This is a genomic window from Pseudogulbenkiania sp. FW507-F1 (assembly GCF_058781125.1).
On the sequence record NZ_JBYSWM010000007.1, the window covers coordinates 14,920 to 38,033 of the forward strand.

The window sequence follows — 23,114 nt, forward strand, 5'->3', positions numbered from 1 at the left end:
GATCGCCGCCATCCGGCCGTCATCGTTCTGACCCCATTCTAGACCAGCGTCGCGGCCATGATCAGACACAGTTGCCGGCGATTTGGCCGGGGTGGCTGTCACTGTCCGAGACGGCGCCGACCGCCCGGTCCGATGGCAGGCACGGCCTAGCGGCGCCGGTCCCGCCAAAACAAAACCCGCCACGCGGGCGGGTCGGGAAGGAAACGTTGGCCGAAGGCTCAGCGCTTGAGCAGGCGTGCCGCGTCGAGCGCGAAGTAGGTCAGGATGCCGTCGGCGCCGGCGCGCTTGAACGCCAGCAGGCTTTCCATCATGCACTTCTCTTCGTTCAGCCAGCCGTTCTGGAACGCGGCCTTGAGCATGGCGTACTCGCCCGACACCTGGTAGGCGTAGGTCGGCACGCGGAAGGTGTCCTTGATGCGGCGGATCACGTCGAGGTAGGGCATGCCCGGCTTGATCATCACCATGTCGGCGCCCTCCTCCAGGTCCATCGCCACTTCCTGGATCGCCTCCTCGAGGTTGGCCGGGTCCATCTGGTAGGTCGACTTGTCGGCCTTGCCGAGGTTGGCCGAAGAGCCCACCGCGTCGCGGAACGGGCCGTAGAACGCCGAGGCGTACTTGGCCGAGTAGGCCAGGATCTTGGTGTGGATGTGGCCGGCTTCTTCCAGCGCCTCGCGGATGGCGCCGATACGGCCGTCCATCATGTCGGAGGGGCCGAACACGTCGGAACCGGCCTCGGCGTGGCACAGCGCCTGCTTGATCAGCACCTCGATGGTTTCCTCGTTGAGCACGTAGCCCGCTTCGTCGATGATGCCGTCCTGGCCGTGGATGGTGTACGGATCGAGCGCGCCGTCGGTCATCAGCCCCAGCTCGGGGAAGCGCGCCTTGAGTTCGCGCAGCACGGTCGGCACCAGGCCGTCCGGGTTGTACGCCTCGGCTCCGGCGTTGTCCTTGCCGGTCTCGATCACCGGGAAAATCGACAGCATCGGGATACCGAGCTCCAGCGCCTGCTCGGCAGTGTAGAGCAGCTTGTCCAGACTCTGACGCACCACGCCCGGCATCGAGGCTACCGCCTCTTCCCGGTTGGCGCCTTCCAGCACGAACACCGGGTAGATCAGGTCGTTGGCGGTGAGCACGTTCTCGCGCATCAGGCGGCGCGAAAAATCGTCCTTGCGCATGCGGCGCAGGCGCGTAGCGGGAAAGAAACGGTTGGCGAAAATCATCGTGATTCGAGTCCTGTCGGAACGTGGCAAGGCGCCCGGGGTGGCGGCGGGCACGCAAAGGCGCTAGCTTAACAAGCCCGCCGCCACCCGACCAGCCGGCGGGGAGAACAGGCTGTTCAGCGCGGACGATCCGTGCCCTTCTTCGGGCCCTCGGCCTCGTTCTTTTTTTCTCCGGCAGCCGGTGCCGGCTTCTTGCCCCAATCGTCGTCCTCGCCCTCTTCCTCGTCGTCGAATTTGTACGGCTGCGGCACCACGCCCGGCGGCAGCTTGATCGGCGGTTCCTTGTGCGCGAGGCGCGCCAGGGTGCCGATCACCGACACCAGCGGCGCCCCGATCACCACCACCCAGAACCACGTGCTGTGAAAGATATCCATGCTTCGGCCAACCTCTTGTCCGTGCCGGCATGCGCCGGCCAGTGATTTCGATACTTTCATTTTACGCCGAGTTGACCGCTCGCTTCCGTCTCGCGTAGGGATGGTTTGCAATGCGTCTTGCCGGTAGAATTCCGCGACAGGAGATGGCATGCCTCCTTGTAACCGCCCTCGGGGCTGATGATGCCTACACGGATTCCTCGACCGGCAGGAGGTGTAGGTACGTATCCGACAGCCCGCCGCCTGTCCAGGTTTGTGCCTCCAGCCCACACTCACTGAACACGCATGAAACACGCCCAACGTCCCGAGCAGATCGACCTGCTGCCCTACCTCGGCAAATGGCTGCTGCTGGCCAGCGCCGTCGCCGCGCTCGCAGGTTCCGCTTCCGCCTTGTTCCTGTTCGCCCTCGACTGGGCCACGGCCACCCGCATCGCGCAGCGCTGGCTGATCGCGCTGCTGCCGCTGGCCGGCTTCGGCGTCGGCTGGCTCTACCTGCGCTTCGGGCAGCGCGTCGAGGCCGGCAACAACCTGCTGATCGACGAGATCCACGACCCGAAGAGGGTCATCCCGCTGCGCATGGCGCCCCTGGTACTGGGCGGCACCGTGCTCTCCCACCTGTTCGGCGCCTCGGTGGGGCGCGAGGGAACGGCGGTGCAGATGGGGGGGGCGCTGGCAGACCAGTTCACCCACCTGTTCAAGCTGCGCCACGAGGATCGCCGCATCATCCTGATGGCGGGCATCAGCGCGGGCTTCGCCTCGGTGTTCGGCACGCCGCTGGCCGGCGCCATCTTCGGGCTGGAAGTGCTCGCCATCGGCCGGCTGCGCTACGACGCCATCCTGCCCTGCATGGTGGCGGCGATCGTGGCCGACCAGGTCGGCCTGCTGTGGGGCGTGCATCACACCCGCTACGTCATCCCCTTCATCCCGCCGCTATCGGCCTGGGGGCTGGCGGCGACGGTGATCGCCGGGATGCTGTTCGGTCTCACCGGCAAGGTTTTCGCCGACCTCACCCACGGCCTGGGCGGCTGGATCAAGCAGCGCATCGGCTACGCCCCGCTGCGACCGCTGCTGGGAGGGATGGTGATCGCCGCCGCCGTTTACCTGCTGGGCGCCGACCGCTATATCGGGCTTGGCGTTCCGACCATCGTGGAAGCCTTCCAGCAACCGCTGGCGCCATACGACTTCGCCGCCAAGATGGCCTTCACCGTCGCCTCGCTGGGCAGCGGCTTCAAGGGCGGCGAGGTCACCCCCCTGTTCTACATCGGGGCGACGCTGGGCAACGCCCTGGCGCCGCTGCTCGGCATGCCCCTGCCCCTGCTGGCCGGCATCGGTTTCGTCGCGGTGTTCGCCGGCGCCGCCAACACCCCGATCGCCTCGACGCTGATGGCGATGGAACTCTTCGGCAGTGAGGTCGGTGTCTACGCCGGCATCGCCTGCGTGGTGAGCTACCTGTTTTCCGGACACACCGGCATCTACCGCTCGCAGCGCGTCGGCCACGCCAAGCACCGCGACACGCCGGAGGGCATCAAGCTGGGCGAGCTGCCCGCCTATCGCCAGCAGGCGCTGCAGCGCACGGCCCCGCCCTCCGCCCAGCCGGGTGAGGACAACGCGCGCCACTGAAACCCCTCGCCGCGCCGCCCCCCTTTACCGCACGTCTTGCCCTACGGGGCAGGACGGCGCTCGACTGCCCAGCCCTGATAGCACGACGCCGGGGCGCTTCTCCCCGGCCTGCCCTACCCCATTTCACCCTCTCCTTATGGTGTGGCGGGCGCGCTTCGCCACGCCCGCCGGTGGCTACGACACGGAGCCCTTGCAGAGCCGCCAGCAGCAAAATGCAAATTGCAACATAACCTGCAAAGTTCAAAAATTTAAGTTTTTTATACTAATAAAATAGAAATATATAGTGAAAAATTTACGATATTAGTTTTTATACTATGCCTTCTCGCTGGACACCCATTCCAGCGAACAAGACCGCATCGAGCGCCCACCTGCGCTTGCCCGGTCCATAACAAGCAGCCGCTCAGTGCTGCACGAAATAAGGCGGCGCCGCGGCCAGATCGGCCCGGACGCCCTTCCCCGCTCAAAGATGGAGAAACCTGATGCAGAACCAGCAAGACCACTTGCACCGAGGCCTCGAAGAGAGGCATATCAACCTGATGGCGCTCGGCGCCGCGATCGGCGTCGGCCTGTTCCTGGGATCGGCCAGCGCGATCAAGATGGCCGGCCCGGCGATCATGATCTCGTACGCGCTGGGCGGCTTCGCCATTTTCCTGATCATGCGCGCGCTGGGCGAAATGGCGATCCACAACCCGGTCGCCGGCTCCTTCAGCCGCTACGCGCAGAACTACCTCGGCCCCTTGGCCGGCTACCTCACCGGCTGGAACTACTGGTTCCTGTGGATCGTCACCTGCATGGCCGAAATCACCGCGGTCGGTGTCTACATGGGCGTGTGGTTCCCGGACGTGCCGCACTGGATCTGGGCACTGTCGGCACTGGTGCTCATGGGCTCGGTCAACTTCATCGCGGTCAAGGCCTACGGTGAATTCGAGTTCTGGTTCGCGCTGATCAAGATCGTCACCATCGTGCTGATGATCATCTCCAGCCTCGGCATGATCGTGTTCGGCTTCGGCAACGGCGGCCTCGCCACCGGCATCGCCAACCTGTGGACGCACGGCGGCTTCATGCCCAACGGCGTCAAGGGCATCCTGATGTCGATGCAGATGGTGATGTTCGCGTATCTGGGCGTGGAGATGATCGGCCTGACCGCCGGCGAAGCCAAGAACCCGAAGAAGACCCTGGCGCGTGCCGTGGACTCGGTGTTCTGGCGCATCCTGATCTTCTACGTCGGCGCGCTGTTCGTGGTGATGTCGATCTACCCGTGGGATCAGATCGGCACCAGCGGCAGCCCGTTCGTGATGACCTTCGAGAAGATGGGCATCCCGGCCGCCGCCGGCATCATCAACTTCGTGGTGCTGACCGCCGCGCTGTCCTCGTGCAACAGCGGCATCTTCAGTACCGGCCGCATGGTGTACAACCTGGCGCAGCAAGGGCAAGCGCTGCCGATGTTCGCCAAGGTGGGCAAGAACGGCGTGCCGAACGCCGCCGTGCTGATCTCGGTGGTGATGCTGCTGGGCGGCGTGCTGCTCAACTACCTGGCGCCGAAGGAAGTGTTCACCTGGCTCACCGCGATCTCGACCTTCGGCGCGATCTGGACCTGGGCGATCATCCTGCTGTCGCAGCTGAAGTTCCGCCGCACCCTGAACCCGGCACAGCTGTCGGCCCTCGAGCATCGCATGCCGCTGTTCCCATACGGCTCGTACATCGCGCTGGCCTTCCTGGTGCTGGTGGTGGGTCTGATGGCCTACTTCCCGGACACCCGCATCGCGCTGGTGATCGGCCCGGGCTGGCTGGTGCTGCTGGTGGTGCTCTACTATGCCCTGGGCTACCACCGCCAAGGCGGCGAGCCGGCACTGAAGGCCGCGCGCCAGTCGGCATAAAGCGCTCCCCGGCAAGAAAAACGGCGACTCATCGAGTCGCCGTTTTTTTATCGCCATGCCTTCGGGTTCAGCCGAAGAAATCCTTCAGCTTGTCCATGAAGGACTTGGCGCGCGGGTTGTGCATGGCGGTATCGCCCTGGCTGATCGCCTCGAACTCGCGCAGCAGTTCCTTCTGGCGCTCGGTGAGATTGATCGGGGTTTCCACCACCACGTGGCACAGCAGGTCGCCGTAGTCGGAACCACGCACCGACTTGATGCCCTTGCCGCGCAGGCGGTACTGGCGGCCGGACTGCGTCTCTGACGAGATCTTGACCTTGGCCATGCCGTCCAGCGTGGGAATCTCCACCTCGCCGCCCAGCGCCGCGGTGGCGAAGGAAATCGGCATCTCGCAGTGCAGGTCCATACCGTCGCGCTGGAACACCGGGTGCGCCTTGATGTGGGTGACCACGTAGAGGTCGCCCGACGGGCCGCCGTTCTGCCCGGCCTCGCCCTCGCCGGAGAGGCGGATGCGGTCGCCCTCGTCGACGCCGGCCGGAATCTTCACGTTGAGCGTCTTGTGGGTCTTGACCTGGCCGGCGCCGTGGCACTTGTGGCACGGGTCGGTGATCTGCTTGCCGCTGCCGTGGCAGGTCGGGCAGGTCTGCTGGATCGAGAAGAAGCCCTGGCTGACGCGCACCTGGCCGTGACCGCCGCAGGTCGGGCAGGTCTTGGGCTGGGTGCCCGGCTTGGCGCCGCTGCCGTGGCAGACGTCGCAGTTGTCGTGCGACGGAATGCGAATCTGCTTCTCGCAGCCGCGCGCCGCCTCTTCCAGCGAGATTTCCATGTTGTAGCGCAGGTCGGCGCCACGGTACACGTTGGAGCGGCCGCCACCGCCACGGCCACCGAAGATATCGCCGAAGATGTCGGAGAAGGCATCGGCGAAATCGCCGAAGCCCTGACCGCCGCGCGCGCCGGCGGCGTTGGGGTCGACCCCGGCGTGGCCGAACTGGTCGTAGGCCGCCCGCTTCTGCCCGTCGGACAGGATTTCGTAGGCTTCCTTGACTTCCTTGAACTTGTCCTCGGCGTCCTTGCTGTCCGGATTGCGGTCCGGATGGTACTTCATCGCCAGCTTGCGATAGGCCTTCTTGATGTCGTCGTCGGAGGCATCGCGGTTCACGCCGAGAGTGTCGTAATAATCACGTTTGGACATGCTGTTCTACCTTGGGGCCATCCGCCAGGGTTGGCCGAAAAGGGGGTTCCGAAACAGGAAAGGCACAGAGGCCAGAGGAAAGCCCCCGGAACCCTGTGCCTCTCTAGAGCCGCCCGACGCTGGGCGCATGGCGGCGTCGCGGCGGGCTCCAGGCGCAAGAACGCTTACTTCTTGTCCTTCACTTCTTCGAACTCGGCATCGACCACGTCACCTTCGTCCTTGTTGCCGGCGCCAGCCGGCTGTTCGGCACCGGCTTCGCCCTGGGCCTGGCTGTACATCTGCTCGGCCAGCTTGTGCGAGGCGGTCATCAGCGCCTGAACCTTGGCGTCGATGGCGTCCTTGTCGTCGCCCTTCACCACTTCTTCGGCTTCCTTCAGCGCGGCTTCGATGGCGGCTTTTTCTTCGGCCGAGATCTTGTCACCGTGCTCGGCCAGCGACTTCTTCACCGAGTGGATCATGCCTTCGCCCTGGTTGCGGGCCTGTACCAGCTCGTGCAGCTTCTTGTCTTCCTCGGCGTTAACCTCGGCATCCTTCACCATGCGCTGGATTTCTTCCTCGGACAGGCCGGAGGACGCCTGGATGGTGATCTTGGCTTCCTTGCCGGTGCCCTTGTCCTTGGCCGACACGTGCAGGATGCCGTTGGCGTCGATGTCGAAGGTGACTTCGATCTGCGGCATGCCACGCGGCGCGGCCGGGATGTCGGACAGGTTGAACTGACCCAGCGACTTGTTGGCCGAGGCCTTCTCGCGCTCACCTTGCAGCACGTGGATGGTTACCGCGGTCTGGTTGTCGTCGGCGGTGGAGAAGGTCTGCTGCGCCTTGGTCGGGATGGTGGTGTTCTTCTGGATCAGCTTGGTCATGATGCCGCCCAGCGTCTCGATACCCAGCGACAGCGGGGTCACGTCGAGCAGCAGCACGTCCTTGCGGTCACCGGACAGCACCGAACCCTGGATGGCGGCACCGACGGCCACGGCCTCGTCCGGGTTCACGTCCTTGCGCGGCTCCTTGCCGAAGAACTCCTTCACCGCTTCCTGCACCTTCGGCATGCGGGTCTGGCCGCCGACCAAGATCACGTCGGCGATGTCGTTGATCGACACGCCGGCGTCCTTCAGGGCGACACGGCACGGCTCGATCGAGCGGGCGATCAGGTCTTCCACCAGGCTTTCGAACTTGGCGCGGGTGATCTTCATCGCCAGGTGCTTCGGACCAGTGGCGTCCATGGTGATGTACGGCAGGTTGACTTCGGTCTGCGAGGCCGAGGACAGCTCGATCTTGGCCTTTTCCGCGGCGTCCTTCAGACGCTGCAGCGCCATCACGTCGTTCTTCAGGTCCACGCCCTGCTCGCGCTTGAACTCGGTCACGATGTAGTCGATCAGGCGCTGGTCGAAGTCTTCGCCGCCGAGGAAGGTGTCGCCGTTGGTCGACAGCACTTCGAACTGGTGCTCGCCTTCCACGTCGGCGATCTCGATGATCGAGATGTCGAAGGTGCCGCCACCCAGGTCATACACGGCGATCTTGCGGTCGCCTTCCTGCTTGGCGAGGCCGAAGGCCAGCGCGGCCGCGGTCGGTTCGTTGATGATGCGCTTGACGTCCAGACCGGCGATGCGGCCGGCGTCCTTGGTGGCCTGGCGCTGGCTGTCGTTGAAGTAGGCCGGCACGGTGATCACGGCTTCGGTCACTTCTTCGCCGAGGTAGTCTTCGGCGGTCTTCTTCATCTTGCGCAGCACTTCGGCGGAGATCTGCGGCGGCGCCAGTTCCTGGTCACGCACCTTGACCCAGGAGTCGCCGTTCTTGGCCTTGGTGATCTCGAACGGCATCAGGTCGATGTCCTTCTGCACTTCTTTTTCTTCGAAGCGGCGGCCGATCAGGCGCTTGATGGCGTACAGGGTGTTCTTGGGGTTGGTCACCGCCTGGCGCTTGGCCGGGGCGCCGACCAGGATCTCGCCGTCTTCCATGTAGGCGATGATGGACGGAGTGGTGCGAGTGCCTTCGGCGTTCTCGATCACTTTCGGATGGCCGTTCTCGATCACCGACACGCAGGAGTTGGTGGTGCCCAGGTCGATACCAATGATTTTGCCCATGTTTAATTCCTTTCCTTGACTCTTTACGGCGTACCGCAATCGCGATAGTCAGCGCCTGTTGACTGGATAGGTAATGGCTATGCCCACGTTTTCAAGAGGGCTTCGGCCAACCTTTTTACTGTTGGCTCTTGGCCTTGGCGACCACCACCATGGCCGGGCGCAGCACGCGATCGGCCACCTGGTAGCCCTTCTGCATCACGCGCAGCACGGTGTTGGGCTCGGCGTCCGCTTCCTCGGTGCTGATGGCCTGATGGCGGTGCGGGTCGAGCGCCTCGCCCACCGGGTTGATTTCCTTGATCTGCGCCTTGTCGAAGGCCGACACCAGCTGTTTCAGCGTCAGGTCGACGCCGAACTTCAGGTTGTCGAACTGACCGCTCTGGTCGGCCAGCGCCATCTCCAGGCTGTCCTTCACCGCCAACAACTCGTTGGCAAACTTGTTGATGGCGTACTTCTGTGCGTTCACCACCTCTTCGGCCGTACGACGGCGCAGGTTCTCCATTTCGGCGCGGGAGCGCAGAAACTGCTCGCGGGCTTCGGCCAACTCGATTTCCAGTGCGGCAACGCGCGCCTCCGTGGTCGGCTCGACCGCGCTGTCGGCGGGAGCCTGGGCGGCGGCGCTGTCCACGGCCTCGTTAACCGGATTCTGTTGGTTTTCCTGCATGACGATTCCCTTGTTAGCTAGGCGATTGAGGATGACCTGACGCTAGGTAGGGGCTTTGGCGAAAATTTCAAGAGAGCGCGGTCGACGCGCAAGCGAACCAAGCAACCGCTCGTTTGGGAACTTTTGCTTTCGGAAACGGAAAAAAACAGCGTGGCATTTCATTCGTTTTTTGTCAGTTTTGTTACCTTTTGAAAACAAAGGATTTTTTTGTGCTGCACTGCACACATTACGTTTTTTTTATGTTTAAATGGACTCACAGCACACGACGACCAGCAGGTCTGTCTCCCTTACGGAATAGGCTTCGGCGGTCGGAAACGACAACGGGCAAAACACGTTGTCAATAAAAGGTGACGGTAAAACCGATTCATCATAGCCAGAGGAATGCCGGCTGAATTTACCGGTTTACTAAGAAACGTAATCGAGAAGGATTCAAGCATGACCACTCGCGAACAACGCATTGCCGCCATCCAAAAAGACTGGGACGAAAATCCGCGCTGGAAAGGTATCAAGCGCGGCTACACCGCCGCCGACGTAGAGCGCCTGCGCGGCTCCGTCCAGGTGGAACATACCTTGGCTCGTAACGGTGCTGAAAAACTGTGGAACCTGGTCAACAACGAGCCCTACATCAACTGTCTGGGCGCGCTGACCGGTGGCCAGGCCATGCAGCAGGTGAAAGCCGGCATCAAGGCCATCTACCTGTCCGGCTGGCAAGTCGCCGCCGACAACAACGAATACTCCGCGATGTACCCGGACCAGTCGCTGTACCCGGTTGACTCGGTGCCGAAGGTGGTCGAGCGCATCAACAACGCCTTCACCCGTGCCGACGAAATCCAGCACTCCAAGGGTCTGGAAAAAGGCGATGCCGGCTTCGTCGATTACTACGCTCCGATCGTGGCCGATGCCGAAGCCGGTTTCGGCGGCGTGCTGAACGCCTACGAACTGATGAAGGCGATGATCCGTGCCGGCGCCGGTGGCGTGCACTTCGAAGACCAACTGGCTTCGGTGAAGAAGTGCGGCCACATGGGTGGCAAGGTACTGGTACCGACCCAGGAAGCCGTACAGAAACTGATCGCCGCCCGTATGGCCGCTGACGTCTACGGCGTACCGACTCTGGTGATCGCCCGTACCGACGCCGAAGCCGCCGACCTCTTGACCAGCGACTACGACGAGAACGACAAGCCGTTCCTGACCGGCGAACGCACTGCAGAAGGCTTCTACAAGACCAAGAAAGGTCTGGAGCAAGCCATCAGCCGCGCTATCGCCTACGCCGAATACGCCGACCTGGTATGGTGCGAAACCGGTACCCCGGATCTGGAATTTGCCCGCAAATTTGCTGAAGCCGTACACGCCAAGCACCCGGGCAAGCTCTTGGCCTACAACTGCTCACCGTCCTTCAACTGGAAAAAGAACCTGGACGATGCCACCATCGCCAAGTTTCAGCGCGAGCTGGGCGCCATGGGCTACAAGTACCAGTTCATCACCCTGGCTGGCATCCACTCCATGTGGTACAACATGTTCGACCTGGCGCAGGACTACGCCAAGCGCGGCATGTCGGCCTACGTCGAGAAGGTGCAAGAGCCGGAATTCGCCGCCCGCGATCGTGGCTACTCCTTCGTCTCGCACCAGCAGGAAGTCGGCACCGGCTACTTCGACGACATCACCACGGTAATCCAGGGCGGCAAGTCCTCGGTGACCGCGCTGACCGGCTCGACCGAAGAAGAACAGTTCCACTAAGATCCAAGCGTTCGACTGAACGGCAATTCGACCCTGCCGTCTGTGTCAAGCAACCCCCGCCACGGCGGGGGTTTTTCGTTGCGGCCCTCATCCATTGCTTCCCGGCGCAACGAGGGCAACGGGGGCCCCCACATCCTGGCAGGCCGCCACTGCGCGCCGCCCTGATCTCGAACAAATCAGCAGCGCATCTCCCAGCACACTCCCGCTATTCGCCGCGCCCCACCGGACACAAGTAGGTCATCGCGGCCTTCATGCCAAGGGACGGCCAGCGGCGGACCCGGCCGACAGCTGGACTGCAAGCCATCGGCGGCCCAACAAAAAGGCCGGCAAAAGCCGGCCCTGGATGCCTACGGAGAGTCGCCTCGGTCAGGCACGCACGTGCAGCAGCGAGCGGCGGCGCGAATAGCCGAAGTACACCATCAGGCCCAGCACCAGCCAGATCACGAAGCACAGCCAGGTCAGCGCCGCGAGCTGCGTCATCAGGAACACGCAGAACACGATGGCCAGCGCCGGTACGTAGGGCACGCCCGGGCAGTGGAACTTGCGCGGCAGGTCCGGTTCGCGCTTGCGCAGCAGGATGATGGCGGCGGCGATCAGCGAGAACGCGGCCAGGGTGCCGATGTTCACCAGCTCGGCCAACGTACCCAGCGGCACGAAGCCGGCGATCAGCGCAATGAGGGTGCCGATCAGCCAGGTGGCCTTGTACGGCGTGCCGTACTTCGGATGCACCTCGGAAAACACCTTGGGCAGCAGGCCATCGCGCGACATCGCGAACAGGATGCGGGTCTGCCCGTAGGTCATCACCAGGATCACCGTCAGCATGCCGAGAATGGCGCCCAGGTCAACGAAGCCGGCGAACCAGTCGAGCTTGGCCACCTGCAACGCCAGCGATACCGGGTGATCGATGCCCTTGAACTGCATGAACGGCACGATGCCGGTCATGATGGCGGACACGATCACGTACAGCAGCGAGCAGATCGCCAGCGACCAGATCACCCCCTTCGGGATATCCTTCTCAGGGTTCTTCACCTCTTCCGCAGCGCAAGTCACGGCGTCGAAGCCGAGGAAGCTGAAGAACACGATGGCGGCACCGTGGAACACGCCGGTCATGCCGTACGGCAGGGCCGGATTCCAGTTGGCCGGCTTGATGTGCCACACCGCGATGGCGATGAACAGCACCACCACCGCCACCTTGATCATCACCACCACGTTATTGACCTTCTTCGATTCCTTGATGCCGAACGCCAGCAGCGCGGTAATCAGCATGGCAATCACGAAGGCCGGCAGGTTGAACACCGTCTCCACGCCGGGGCGGGCACCTGCCGCGGCGGTCAGCGCATCCGGCAGATGCAGGCCGAAACCGGCGATCAGGCTCTGGAAGTAGCCGGACCAGCCCACCGACACGGCGGAGGACGCCAGCAGGTATTCCAGCATCAGGTCCCAGCCGATGATCCAGGCGATCAGCTCGCCCAGCGTGGCGTAGGCGTAGGTATAGGTGGAACCCGACACCGGCAGCATGGAGGCGAATTCGGCGTAGCACAGCGCGGCGAAACCGCAGGCGATGGCGCCGATGACGAAGGACAATACCAGGCCGGGGCCGGCCACGGTGGCGCCGGTGCCGGTCAGGACGAAGATGCCGGTGCCGATGATGGCGCCGATCCCCAGCATGGTCAGGTCAAAGGCGGACAGCTCCTTGCGGAGCCCCTGTGAGGTGTGGGCGGCAGACAGCATGCCCCTCACGCTCTTCTTGCGCATCAAGCTCATGTTTCAAACAGTCCCCGAGTGTTCGCGGTGTGCCAAATGCCATGCGCCCGCAGTGTGGCGGGCGCATGGCAGGAATGGATCAGGGCACACGGTTCTCCGAAAATAACTCGTCTACGCGCGAAGATAGCCAATAAAGCCACCGCCACGAAGACGAAACGGCGTGATATTACCTCAATGCCAAGGTCAGACAAGGTAAAACTCATACCCCGTCCTCGCCGCTGTCATAGCTGCCACGGCCCAGGCTGCGGCAATCCGGCAAACAGGCGCGCAAAATAGCAGCCTTCGCCCTCTATCGGAAACACTGCGCCCCGATCCATTGATCCAGCGCAATTTCACACCTTATTCCACCACGCGGCGAAGGTGTCGGCTAGGCCGCCACATGCAGCGGAGTGGCGGCGAGGCCTTCCGCCCGTCATGTGGCGCGGCGGGGCGCCGGGAAGGGAGCGGATAATACAGCCAGCGCCCCGCGCGGCAAGCGTAAGCCCTTGGAGGAACAGGCCGTTGTCCGATGGAAACAACTTGGCTTCGCCTGTGAGCAAGATGGCAGGAGGGCCGTGCTTTCGACATGGAACGGGAGATTCCGCCGCCACGCTCAGCCCCAGTAGCCCGGCTCGGCGTAACAGGCCTTGAGATGGTCGATGAAGTGGCGCACCCGCAGCGGCAGGAACTTGCGTTGAGGCACCATGGCGTACACCGGGTAATCCGGCGAGGAAAAGCTGTCCAGCACCGTCACCAGCCGCCCTTCGGAGAGATCGTCCTTGACCTCCCACAACGAGCGCCAGGTAAGCCCGTACCCCTGCAGCGCCCAGTCGTGCAGCACCGCGCCGTCATTGCATTCCAGCGTGCCGGAGACCTTGAGATTGACCGGCTCGCCGTCGCGGGTGAAGGTCCAGCCGCGGCTCTGACTCTCGCCCAGCGACAGGCAGTTGTGCTGCGCCAGGTCGTCCAGCGTGCGCGGCGTGCCGTGGCGCTTCAGGTAGCACGGCGCGGCCACCACCACGCGATAGTTTTCGGCCAGGCGGATCGCCACCAGGCTGGAGTCGGACAGGTCCGAAATCCGGATGGCGCAGTCGACGCGGTCGCGCACCAGGTCGACCAGGCGGTCCGACAGGTCGAGCGTCACCTTCACGTCCGGGTGCAGCTGCTGAAAACTGGCGGCGTGCGGGGCGACGTGACGGCGGCCGAAACCGGCCGGGGCACTTACCCGCAGGTGACCACGCGCCCGCGCGCTGCCGGACGCCACCGCCGCCTCGGCTTCGGCCAACTCGGCCAGGATGCGCAGGCTTTCCTCGTAAAAGGCGCTGCCCTCCTGCGTCAGCGTGACGCTGCGCGTGGTGCGCACCAGCAGCTTGGCGCCGAGGCGCTCCTCCAGGGCATCCAGACGGCGGCCGATCACGGCCGGCACCACCCCCTCGATGCGCGCCGCCGCCGACAGACTGCCGTGAGCTACCACCGCGACCAGGGTTTCGAGTTGCTTGAACGTGTCCATTAGCTCACAAAAAGTAAAAGATGCTATGGCATCTTAGGTCTTTTTTTGTCACATAAACATCACTAAACTGATCCCAGCGCATCGCGATACCATTTATGCCAAATTAAGAGGGAATAGTCCCCTGGTGTCGCCACGAAAAACCCAGGCCGGTTGATCGGGGACCAGCCCCAACGGAAACGAGAGAGAGTAACGTCATGACCCAACGAACCCCTTGCCATCGACTGCAGGTTGCCACCGTCCTCCACGCCTTCATCGAACAGGAAGTCCTGCCGGGCAGCGGCATCGGCTCCGCCGCGTTCTGGTCCGGTTTCGATGTCCTGGTGCACGAACTGGCGCCGAAGAACCGCTCCCTGCTCGCCGAGCGCGACCGCCTGCAGAGCGAAATCGATACCTGGCACCGCCAGCATCCGGGCCCGATCGCGGACATGGCCGCCTACAAGGCGTTCCTCACCTCCATCGGCTACCTGAAGCCGGTGCCGGCCGACGGCCGCATCAGCACCAGCAACATCGACAGCGAAATCGCCGAGCAGGCCGGCCCGCAGCTGGTGGTGCCGGTGATGAACGCGCGCTACGCCCTGAACGCCGCCAACGCGCGCTGGGGCAGCCTGTACGACGCGCTGTACGGCACCGATGCCATCGCCGAGGACGATGGCGCCAGCCGCAGCGGCGGCTACAACCCGGTGCGCGGCGCCAAGGTGATCGCCTTCGGCCGTGACTTCCTCGACGCCAGCGCGCCGCTGGAAACCGGTTCGCACCACCAGGCCGCGGCCTACCGCGTGACCGGTGGCCAGCTGCAGGTCGAGCTGCAGGACGGCCGCACCAGCTCGCTCAAGCAGCCGGAGCTGTTCCTCGGCTACAACGGCGACGCCGCCGCGCCGACCTCGGTGCTGCTCAAGCAGAACGGCCTGCACTTCGAAATCCAGATCGACAAGAGCAACCCGATCGGCGCCCAGGACGGCGCCGGGGTCAAGGACATCGTGATGGAAGCCGCCATCACCACCATCATGGACTGCGAGGACTCGGTCGCCGCGGTCGACGCCGACGACAAGGTCGTGGTGTACCGCAACTGGCTCGGCCTGATGCAGGGCACGCTGACCGAAGAAGTCAGCAAGGGCGGCAAGACCTTCACCCGCACCCTCAACCCGGACCGCCGCTACACCGCCGCCGACGGCAGCGCGCTGACGCTGCACGGCCGCAGCCTCATGTTCGTGCGCAACGTCGGCCACCTGATGACCAACCCGGCCATCCTCGACGGCGACGGCCACGAAGTGCCGGAAGGCATCATGGACGCCGTGGTGACCACGCTGATCGCGCTGCACGACCAGCAGCGCCGCGGCAACTCGCGCGCCGGCTCGATCTACATCGTCAAGCCGAAGATGCACGGCCCGGACGAAGTCGCCTTCGCCGACGAGCTGTTCGGCAAGGTGGAACAGCTGCTCGGCCTGCCGCAGTACACCGTCAAGCTCGGCATCATGGACGAGGAGCGCCGCACCAGCGTCAACCTCAAGGCCTGCATCGCCGCCGCCCGCCACCGCGTGGCCTTCATCAACACCGGCTTCCTCGACCGCACCGGCGACGAGATGCACACCTCGATGGAAGCCGGCCCGATGATCCGCAAGGGTGACATGAAGACCTCGAAGTGGATCGCCGCCTACGAGCGCAACAACGTCCAGGTCGGCCTCGACTGCGGCCTGCGCGGCCACGCCCAGATCGGCAAGGGCATGTGGGCGATGCCGGACCTGATGGCCGAGATGCTGAAGCAGAAGATCGGCCACCCGAAAGCCGGCGCCAACACCGCCTGGGTGCCGTCGCCCACCGCCGCCGTGCTGCACGCGCTGCACTACCATCAGGTCGACGTGCAGGAGGTGCAGAAGGCGCTGGAAGGCCAGTACCTCGACGTGCAGGACGACCTCCTGACCATCCCGGTGGCGGCCAATCCGAACTGGTCGGCCGAAGACATCCAGCAGGAGCTCGACAACAACGCGCAAGGCATCCTGGGCTACGTGGTGCGCTGGATCGACCAGGGCGTGGGCTGCTCCAAGGTACCGGATATCCACAACGTCGGCCTGATGGAAGACCGCGCCACGCTGCGCATTTCCAGCCAGCACATCGCCAACTGGCTGCGCCACGGCATTGTCACCGAGTCGCAGGTGAAGGAAACGCTGCAGCGCATGGCCACCGTGGTGGACGGCCAGAACGCAGGCGATCCGGCCTACCAGCCGATGGCCCCGGCGTTCGACACCTCGATCGCCTTCAAGGCCGCCTGCGACCTGGTGTTCCAGGGCTGCGCCCAGCCGTCCGGCTACACCGAGCCGCTGCTGCACCACTGGCGCCAGGTGGAGAAGGCGCACGCGCTGTAAGAGCCAAGGCGAAAGAGCATCTTTTTCCTCAATGCAAAGCGGCCCGTCAGGGCCGCTTTTTCGTATTCTTTCACCTGGCCAATACTTCTCTGGCAGCGGTTTTGTCTAAGAAAAGACAATACTGTAGACAAAATACTTTGCCATGATTCACCACGGCACGCCCCCCGGGCGCAGCCTCGCTCCCCCTCCACGGCAAAACCGACAATATTCTGACAATAACAACAACAACTCAGACATTTCATTGCGCACGTACGGCAAATTTTTTTTGTGCTTTGCCATAAAATTGCCACGATGCCGCAACATGAGTCCCGGTTTCGGCCCGATACCGCACAAGGAGTCTCCATGAAGTCGCTGTTCCCCCGCACCCTGCTGCTGGCCGCCGTCGCTACGGCCCTGTCCGCCCCGCTGCTGGCCGCCGAGATGAAATCGGTGGCGGTCACCGCCATCGTCGAACACCCGGCGCTCGACGCCGCCCGCAAAGGCATCGAGGACGAGCTCAAGGCCGCCGGCTTTGTTCAGGGCAAGAACCTGAAGTACCAGTTCCAGAGCGCCCAGGGCAACACCGCCACCGCCGCGCAGATCGCCCGCAAGTTCGTCGGCGACACCCCGGACGTGATCGTCGGCATTGCCACCCCGAGCGCCCAGGCATTGGCCGCCTCGACCAAGTCGATCCCGGTGGTGTTCTCCGCCGTGACCGATCCGGTTGCCGCCAAGCTGGTGAAGGACTGGAAGCCGTCCGGCACCAACATTACCGGCGTCTCCGATGCCCTGCCGCTGGCCCCGCAGATCGAGCTGATCAAGAAAGTGAAACCGGGCGTGAAACACGTCGGCATGGTGTACAGCCCGGGCGAGGTGAACTCGACCATCGTCGCCAAGGAACTGAAGGCCGAACTCGCCAAGCAGGGCATGTCGCTGGTGGAAGCGTCCGCCGCCCGCACCGTGGACGTGCCGTCTGCGGCCAAGAGCCTGGTCGGCAAGGTCGACGTGATCTACACCACCACCGACAACAACGTGGTGTCGGCCTACGAGTCGCTGTATAAGGTCGCCGTCGACAGCAAGCTGCCGCTGGTGGCTGCCGATACCGACACGGTGAAGCGTGGCGCCGTCGCCGCCCTCGGCCAGAACTACTACGACATGGGCCGCCAGACCGGCAAGCTGGTGGTGCGCATCCTGAAGGGCGAGAAGCCGGGCGCGATCGCACCGGAAGTCGGCACCAAGCTCAATCTGGTGGTCAACCCGGCCGCGGCCGAGAAGCAGGGCCTCAAGCTGTCGCCCGAGCTGATCAAAACCGCCAAAGAAGTCATCAAGTAAGCCTGTCTTGAGACTTCGGCCAATCCCGAAGTCTGCTCCCTCTCCCCGGGTCGGGCCACAAGCCCGGCCTGGGGAGCGAACGTTTCACGAGGTGTTGTTTCATGTCCCTGATCGCCTTGCTGGGCGCCACGGAAATCGGTCTGATCTTCGCGCTGGTAGCGCTGGGTGTGCTGATTTCTTTCCGCATTCTGAATTTCCCCGACCTGACCGCCGACGGCAGCTTCCCGCTGGGCGGCGCCGTCGCCGCCACCCTGATCGCCGGCGGCCATGACCCCTGGCTGGCCACGCTGGCCGGCACCGCGGCGGGTGCCGTGGCCGGCCTGATCACCGCCTGGCTCAACGTGCGGCTGAACATCCTGCAGCTGTTGGCCAGCATCCTGGTGATGATCGCGCTCTACTCGGTCAACCTGCGCATCATGGGCGCACCCAACATGCCGCTGATCGGCGCCGACACCGTGTTCAGCCCGTTCATCGCCCGGGCGCCCGACTCGCAATACCTGATCCAGCCCCTGGTGCTGGCCGTGATCGTGGTGATCGCCAAGCTGGCACTGGACGCCTTCTTTGCTTCGCAAGCCGGCCTGGCGATGCGCGCCACCGGCGCCAACGCCCGCATGGCGCGTGCGCAGGGCGTCGCCACCGACCGCATGGTGCTGCTGGGCATGGCCATCTCCAATGCCCTGATCGCGCTGGCCGGCGCACTCTATGTGCAGACCCAGGGCGGCGCCGACATTTCGATGGGCATCGGCACCATCGTGGTGGGGCTGGCCGCGGTGATCATCGGCGAGACGCTGATCCCGGGTCGCACCATCATGGTGGCGACACTGGCCGCCGTGCTCGGCGCCCTGGTGTACCGCCTGTTCATCGCGCTGGCGCTCAACGCCGACTTCATCGGTCTGCAGGCGCAGGACCTCAACCTGATCACCGCCCTGCTGGTCGGTTTCGCGCTGGTGCTGCCGTCGCTCAAACGCAAATTCGCCGCCAAACGCTCGGCTGCCACCAAGGGGAGCACTGCTCATGATGCGCGCTAACGGCCTCTACAAGACCTTCAACCCCGGCACCCCGATCGAGAACCCGGCGCTGCGCGGGGCCTCGCTGGACATCCCCCAGGGCCAGTTCGTCACCGTGATCGGCTCCAACGGCGCCGGCAAGTCGACCTTCCTCAATGCCATCAGCGGCGACCTGATCGTCGACCAGGGCAGCATCGAGATCGCCGGGCGCGACGTCACCCGTCTCAACGCCTGGCAGCGCGCCGGGCTGGTGGCCCGCGTGTTCCAGGACCCGATGGCCGGCACCTGCGAGGCGCTGAGCATCGAGGAGAACCTGGCGATCGCCTGGCAACGCGGGGAAAGTCGCGGCCTGAAAGGCGCCCTGAATGCCTCGCTGCGCAGCCTGTTCCGCGACAAGCTCGCCACGCTCAAGCTCGGTCTGGAAAACCGCCTGTCCGACCGCATGGGCCTGCTCTCCGGCGGTCAGCGCCAGGCGGTGAGCCTGCTGATGGCGTCGCTGCGGCCGTCGCAGATCCTGCTGCTCGACGAGCACACCGCGGCGCTCGATCCCAAGACCGCCGCCTTCGTGCTGGAGCTGACCGACCAGATCGTGCGCGAGAACCAGCTGACCGCGATGATGGTGACGCACTCGATGCGCCAGGCGCTGGATCATGGCGACCGCACCGTGATGCTGCACCAGGGCCGGGTGGTGCTGGACGTGGCCGGCGAGGAGCGCGCCCGCATGGACGTGCCCGACCTGCTGGCGATGTTCGAACGCACCCGCGGCGAAGCGATCGCCGACGACGCGCTGCTGTTGGGCTGATCCCCCGCCTCCTTCGGCCAACCTTTGCAGGTTGGCCGAAGCTTTTGGCGCGCGGCTGAACGCATCGGGTTGGCCGACACAGTTGACGCCGTACTGAACTCATCGCGCCCGCCATCGTCATAGTCTCTTGTCACGACAGTGCCGCGCCGCTGAGCGATACTGTCATTACCCGCCTTCCCGAGACAGGAGCCCCCATGACCCGCCTCACCACCCTGTTGAGCCTGGCCGCCCCCTTGTTCCTGCTGGCCCCGCTGGCGCCGGCCGCCGAACGGGCCGACCCGGCCGCCACCGTGCTGAACCTGTCGGCCAGTACCCAGCGCGAGATCGCCAACGACCAGATGATCGCCACGCTGTACGTGCAGGACCGCCAGCCGCAGCCGGGCGTGCTGGCCAACCGCCTCAACCAGCTCATCAACCGCGCCCAGAGCGACGCGCGCGGCTACAAGAACGTCGAGGTCAGCAGCGGCAGCTACAACAGCTGGCCCGCCTACAACAAGAGCGGCAAGATCGACGGCTGGCAGGGCCGTGCCGAACTGAAGCTGAAAACCCGCGACATGGCGCAAGGCAGCGAGCTGATCGCCAAGCTGCAGGGCTACATGCTGCTGGAAGGCGTGCAGTTCGTGGTGTCCGACGACGCCCGCCACGCCGCGGAAAAGGCCATGATTCCGGAAGCCATCGCCGCGCTGATGGAGCAGGCGCAGATCGCGGCCAAGGCGCTGGGCAAGAACACCCTCAACATGCACCAGCTCACCATCGGCAACCAGATGCCGCCGCCGGTACCGCTGTTGATGCGCAGCAAAACGCTGGCCATGGCCGCCGACGCCGAAGTCGCCCCGGCCGAATGGCAGCCCGGCCGCAGCCAGTTGCAACTGCAGGTCAACGGCCAGCTGGAACTGCGCTAAGAGTCTGTCCCAGTAGGCGAGCGAGCCGAGGCAGGTTGGGTGTCGCCGGAGCACAGGAACCGGAATGGACCCGTAGTCCATGAGGATTCCGAGCACCGCCGACGCTCAAGCTGCGAAGGCGCAGCCGACTAATTGGGATAGACTCTAAAGCGCTTTGAGGCGGCACGATGATACGTTAAAGTAAGCCTGCTTACCCGCCGGTCGACGCCGACCGGCTCCCCACGACCAAGCACCCTGTTCATGCCATGAAACTGATCGCGTCACTCACCAGTCCCTACGCCCGCAAAGTGCGGATCGTGCTCGCTGAAAAGAAAATCGACTGCCCGATCCTGATCGACCAGCCTTGGGAGGCCGATTCGCAAGTTGCCCGCTACAATCCGCTCGGCAAGGTGCCGGTGCTGGAGCTGGACGACGGCAACACGCTGTACGACTCGCGCGTGATCGTGGAGTACCTCGACAACATCTCGCCGGTGTCGCGCCTCTTGCCGCAGGACAACCGCTCGTTCATCGCCACCCGGCGCTGGGAAGCCCTGGCCGACGGCATCTGCGACGCGGCCGTCGCCATCGTCATGGAACGGCGCCGCCCGCCGGAGAAGCAGAGCGAGGAAGCGATGGCGCACCAGCAGCAGAAAGTCGAGCGCGGCCTGGCAGCGCTGGCGCACGATCTGGGCGAACGCCCGTGGTGCAACGGCGAAGGCTATAGCCTGGCCGACATCGCGGTCGGCTGCTGCCTGGGCTACCTGGACTTCCGCTTCGCCACGCTCGACTGGCGCGCCAGCCATCCCACCCTCGCCGACTACTACCAGCGTTTGTCGGCACGCCAGTCCTTCGTCGACACCATACCGCCGACGGCCTGAACCGACGCGGCACACCAGACAAACAAAAGCCGGGGTTTTCCCCGGCTTTTTGCTGCCCCTCTTTGCGGTCCTAGACCCGTCCCTGTCGCTCCAGCTCGTGGTATACCTGCAGCGCCACATAGGCGTCGTTGCCGGCGTACACCCGCTGCGCCTCGCTCAGCACCGGGCTCGCCCAGTTCGAGGTCGACTGGCGCTTCGACTTGCGGAAACACTGGCCGAACAGGCGCGCCACCGCCTGCACCGCGCCCACGGTACGGTGCTCGCCCGGCTGGCGGAACAGCCGCCCGATGTCCACCAGCGCCGCGCACTCGATGTCCAGCTTGGCGCGGAGCCGCTGCACGTCGGAGCCCAGCTCGAAGCCGACCTTGCGGATCGCCGGCGACTCCAGAATCATCCGCAGCCGCGTCAGGTCGGCGAGGCGCTCCACCGGGAACAAGTAGGCGTGCGTGGCGGTGGCCAGCTGCACCAGGTGCGGCCCGCTCGAAGTCTCTCCCTTGTGGAAGGTCGGGCGCGACTCGGTATCGAAGCCGAGCACGCGGCACACGCTGAGCTGGTGATACGCCGCTTCCATCTCGATCTCGTTCGCCACCACGCTCACCGCCATCGGCGCCAGCCCCGGATAGCTCGGGAGAGTACGGATATCGTCCTTGGACAAGTGTTGTTCTGCGGTCATGGGAAGACAGGTACCCGCGCGGGTAATGAAGGCCGGGCGAGTGTACGCGGCACCGGCGCGGAACACCAGCGCCGCGCTCAGCGCACGCCCGCCGCCAGCAGCTGGCGTTCGGCCCACTGCAGCAGCTCGGCGGCCTGCATTACGCCGCTGTGGCGCGCCAGCTCGCGTCCCTGCCAGAACAGGATCAGGGTCGGGATGCTGCGGATCTGGTAGTGCCGCGACGCCTGTGGCGCCTGCTCGGTGTCGACCTTGACGCAACGCAGCGTCGGCCGCGCCTTGGCGGCGGCGGCGAACTGCGGCGCCATCATCTGGCACGGCCCGCACCAGCCGGCCCAGAAGTCTACCAGCACCGGCAGCTCGGTGCCGGCGAGAAACCCCGGCAGGGCGGCGTCGGACAAGGCCAGCGGCGCAGCGGCGAGCAGCGCGCCGGCGCACTTGCCGCACTTGGGCGACTCCAGCAGACGTTCGTCGGGAACACGGTTGCGAGCACCGCAGGACGGGCAGACCAATTGCATTTCACATCACTCCTTCATCAAAACCACACAATACCAACACCACGCCGCGGCGACCCGGCCTAGCCGCCGGGCGGGGTGCCCTGGCGCCAGCGCCGGATGACGTAACCGTACACCGCCAGATTGACCGCCAGCACCAGCCCGGCCAGCACCAGCTGGAGCGCACGGGTCAGCGCCTCGGGATAGATCAGCGCCAGCAGGTAGTGCTCGACGAAGCCGCCCGGGTAGCCGGCGGCCCCGCCCAGCGCACGCAAGCGGTTTTCCAGCGGTGTTAGCGGGCAGATCCCCCCGCTCAGTTCGATCGCCATCGCCCATGCGGCGGCCGGCAGGTGCCACCACAGCCATCCGCGCCGCCGGCACGCCAGCAAGCCGCCCAGCAGCGCAAACACGATGAACCCCAGGTGCAGCAACAGCACGGCGTCGGCCAACAGGCGGTAGATCACGTCGGTGCCCCGCCGCCATCGTGCCGGCAAGGTCTACCCCAGCCAGGCCCACCAGCGCAGGACCGGGGACTCCTGAGCCGCCCACGCGTCGCGCAGGCCATCGTCCCATTCCGTGCCACAGCCAGCCGCATTCCCTTCTCCCTGCCCGGCAACGCCCCAGGCTCGCCCTCTCTAACTAGCCCAGGATGGCGACGCCTGCCAGGCTCCCATGCAAAAACCGCCCTCCCGGTGACGGGAGAGC

19 protein-coding genes and 1 riboswitch are annotated in these 23,114 nt (G+C 64.8%); of the genes, 9 read left to right on the plus strand and 10 right to left on the minus strand.

The genetic code is table 11. The annotated features are described in order from the left end of the window. Window positions 1-218: 218 nt before the first annotated feature. Both hemB and AC3WG5_RS06080 read right to left on the minus strand, forming a co-directional pair. A complete protein-coding gene (hemB, locus tag AC3WG5_RS06075) occupies window positions 219-1,220 on the minus strand; it encodes a porphobilinogen synthase (protein ID WP_482583133.1) in 1,002 nt (333 codons plus the stop codon). A gap of 116 nt (window positions 1,221-1,336) precedes the next feature. Further along, the gene (locus AC3WG5_RS06080) at window positions 1,337-1,594 is read right to left on the minus strand and encodes a hypothetical protein (protein ID WP_482583134.1); all 258 of its coding nucleotides are present in this window, start codon (window positions 1,592-1,594) and stop codon (window positions 1,337-1,339) included. A gap of 130 nt (window positions 1,595-1,724) precedes the next feature. Next, a riboswitch (Fluoride riboswitch) is annotated at window positions 1,725-1,788 on the plus strand. 88 nt (window positions 1,789-1,876) lie between these two features. Between AC3WG5_RS06080 and AC3WG5_RS06085 the strand changes: the two genes are divergently transcribed. Together AC3WG5_RS06085 and AC3WG5_RS06090 are read left to right on the plus strand one after the other, a co-directional pair. Continuing rightward, window positions 1,877-3,211, plus strand: a complete 1,335-nt coding sequence (locus AC3WG5_RS06085; protein ID WP_492568144.1) for a voltage-gated chloride channel family protein — start codon at window positions 1,877-1,879, stop codon at window positions 3,209-3,211. A gap of 479 nt (window positions 3,212-3,690) precedes the next feature. Next, window positions 3,691-5,088, plus strand: a complete 1,398-nt coding sequence (locus AC3WG5_RS06090; RefSeq protein ID WP_492568145.1) for an amino acid permease — start codon at window positions 3,691-3,693, stop codon at window positions 5,086-5,088. A 67-nt stretch (window positions 5,089-5,155) separates the two neighbouring features. Here the strand turns inward: AC3WG5_RS06090 and dnaJ are convergent, their stop codons facing one another. The 3 genes from dnaJ to grpE form a co-directional block, all read right to left on the minus strand. Beyond that, complete coding sequence (dnaJ, locus tag AC3WG5_RS06095) at window positions 5,156-6,277, minus strand: molecular chaperone DnaJ (protein ID WP_014086133.1); 1,122 nt, start codon at window positions 6,275-6,277, stop codon at window positions 5,156-5,158. Window positions 6,278-6,441: 164 nt separating this feature from the next. Next, window positions 6,442-8,358 (minus strand): molecular chaperone DnaK, encoded by a 1,917-nt coding sequence (gene dnaK, locus AC3WG5_RS06100; protein WP_294864292.1) that lies wholly within the window; start codon window positions 8,356-8,358, stop codon window positions 6,442-6,444. Between the two features lie 115 nt (window positions 8,359-8,473). Beyond that, window positions 8,474-9,019, minus strand: coding sequence for a nucleotide exchange factor GrpE (grpE, locus tag AC3WG5_RS06105; protein WP_008953241.1), 546 nt, complete (start codon window positions 9,017-9,019; stop codon window positions 8,474-8,476). A gap of 435 nt (window positions 9,020-9,454) precedes the next feature. Here grpE and aceA point away from each other — a divergent pair, with 435 nt between their 5' ends. Next, a complete protein-coding gene (aceA, locus tag AC3WG5_RS06110; RefSeq protein ID WP_482583137.1) occupies window positions 9,455-10,753 on the plus strand; it encodes an isocitrate lyase in 1,299 nt (432 codons plus the stop codon). A gap of 366 nt (window positions 10,754-11,119) precedes the next feature. On the opposite strand, the gene bcaP is transcribed toward aceA, so the two are convergent. Together bcaP and AC3WG5_RS06120 are read right to left on the minus strand one after the other, a co-directional pair. Then, complete coding sequence (gene bcaP, locus AC3WG5_RS06115) at window positions 11,120-12,517, minus strand: branched-chain amino acid transporter BcaP (RefSeq protein WP_492568146.1); 1,398 nt, start codon at window positions 12,515-12,517, stop codon at window positions 11,120-11,122. 592 nt (window positions 12,518-13,109) lie between these two features. Beyond that, window positions 13,110-14,006: a LysR family transcriptional regulator gene (locus AC3WG5_RS06120; RefSeq protein ID WP_492568147.1), complete on the minus strand. Its 897-nt coding sequence runs from the start codon at window positions 14,004-14,006 to the stop codon at window positions 13,110-13,112. Window positions 14,007-14,200: 194 nt separating this feature from the next. On the opposite strand from AC3WG5_RS06120, the gene AC3WG5_RS06125 reads away from it, so the two are divergent. The 6 genes from AC3WG5_RS06125 (at window position 14,201) to AC3WG5_RS06150 (ending at window position 21,245) form a co-directional block, all read left to right on the plus strand. Beyond that, window positions 14,201-16,366 carry a malate synthase G gene (locus AC3WG5_RS06125; RefSeq protein ID WP_492568148.1) on the plus strand — a complete coding sequence of 722 codons (2,166 nt, stop codon included), beginning with the start codon at window positions 14,201-14,203 and terminating at the stop codon, window positions 16,364-16,366. A 342-nt stretch (window positions 16,367-16,708) separates the two neighbouring features. Beyond that, a complete protein-coding gene (locus AC3WG5_RS06130) occupies window positions 16,709-17,677 on the plus strand; it encodes an ABC transporter substrate-binding protein (protein WP_492568149.1) in 969 nt (322 codons plus the stop codon). Between the two features lie 101 nt (window positions 17,678-17,778). Beyond that, the gene (locus AC3WG5_RS06135; protein ID WP_492568150.1) at window positions 17,779-18,705 is read left to right on the plus strand and encodes an ABC transporter permease; all 927 of its coding nucleotides are present in this window, start codon (window positions 17,779-17,781) and stop codon (window positions 18,703-18,705) included. Next, window positions 18,692-19,486, plus strand: a complete 795-nt coding sequence (locus AC3WG5_RS06140) for an ABC transporter ATP-binding protein (RefSeq protein WP_294867900.1) — start codon at window positions 18,692-18,694, stop codon at window positions 19,484-19,486. Before AC3WG5_RS06135 ends, AC3WG5_RS06140 begins: the two co-directional genes overlap by 14 nt. Window positions 19,487-19,680: 194 nt before the next feature. Beyond that, window positions 19,681-20,388, plus strand: a complete 708-nt coding sequence (locus tag AC3WG5_RS06145) for an SIMPL domain-containing protein (protein ID WP_492568151.1) — start codon at window positions 19,681-19,683, stop codon at window positions 20,386-20,388. A 245-nt stretch (window positions 20,389-20,633) separates the two neighbouring features. Continuing rightward, complete coding sequence (locus tag AC3WG5_RS06150) at window positions 20,634-21,245, plus strand: glutathione S-transferase (protein ID WP_014086123.1); 612 nt, start codon at window positions 20,634-20,636, stop codon at window positions 21,243-21,245. A gap of 70 nt (window positions 21,246-21,315) precedes the next feature. On the opposite strand, the gene AC3WG5_RS06155 is transcribed toward AC3WG5_RS06150, so the two are convergent. The 3 genes from AC3WG5_RS06155 to AC3WG5_RS06165 form a co-directional block, all read right to left on the minus strand. Then, on the minus strand, window positions 21,316-21,918 hold the full coding sequence (locus tag AC3WG5_RS06155; RefSeq protein WP_492568152.1) for a 3'-5' exonuclease: 603 nt from the start codon (window positions 21,916-21,918) through the stop codon (window positions 21,316-21,318). A 77-nt stretch (window positions 21,919-21,995) separates the two neighbouring features. After that, the gene (trxC, locus tag AC3WG5_RS06160; protein WP_482583155.1) at window positions 21,996-22,433 is read right to left on the minus strand and encodes a thioredoxin TrxC; all 438 of its coding nucleotides are present in this window, start codon (window positions 22,431-22,433) and stop codon (window positions 21,996-21,998) included. Between the two features lie 59 nt (window positions 22,434-22,492). Continuing rightward, the gene (locus AC3WG5_RS06165; RefSeq protein ID WP_492568153.1) at window positions 22,493-22,903 is read right to left on the minus strand and encodes a DUF2784 domain-containing protein; all 411 of its coding nucleotides are present in this window, start codon (window positions 22,901-22,903) and stop codon (window positions 22,493-22,495) included. Window positions 22,904-23,114: the final 211 nt, after the last annotated feature.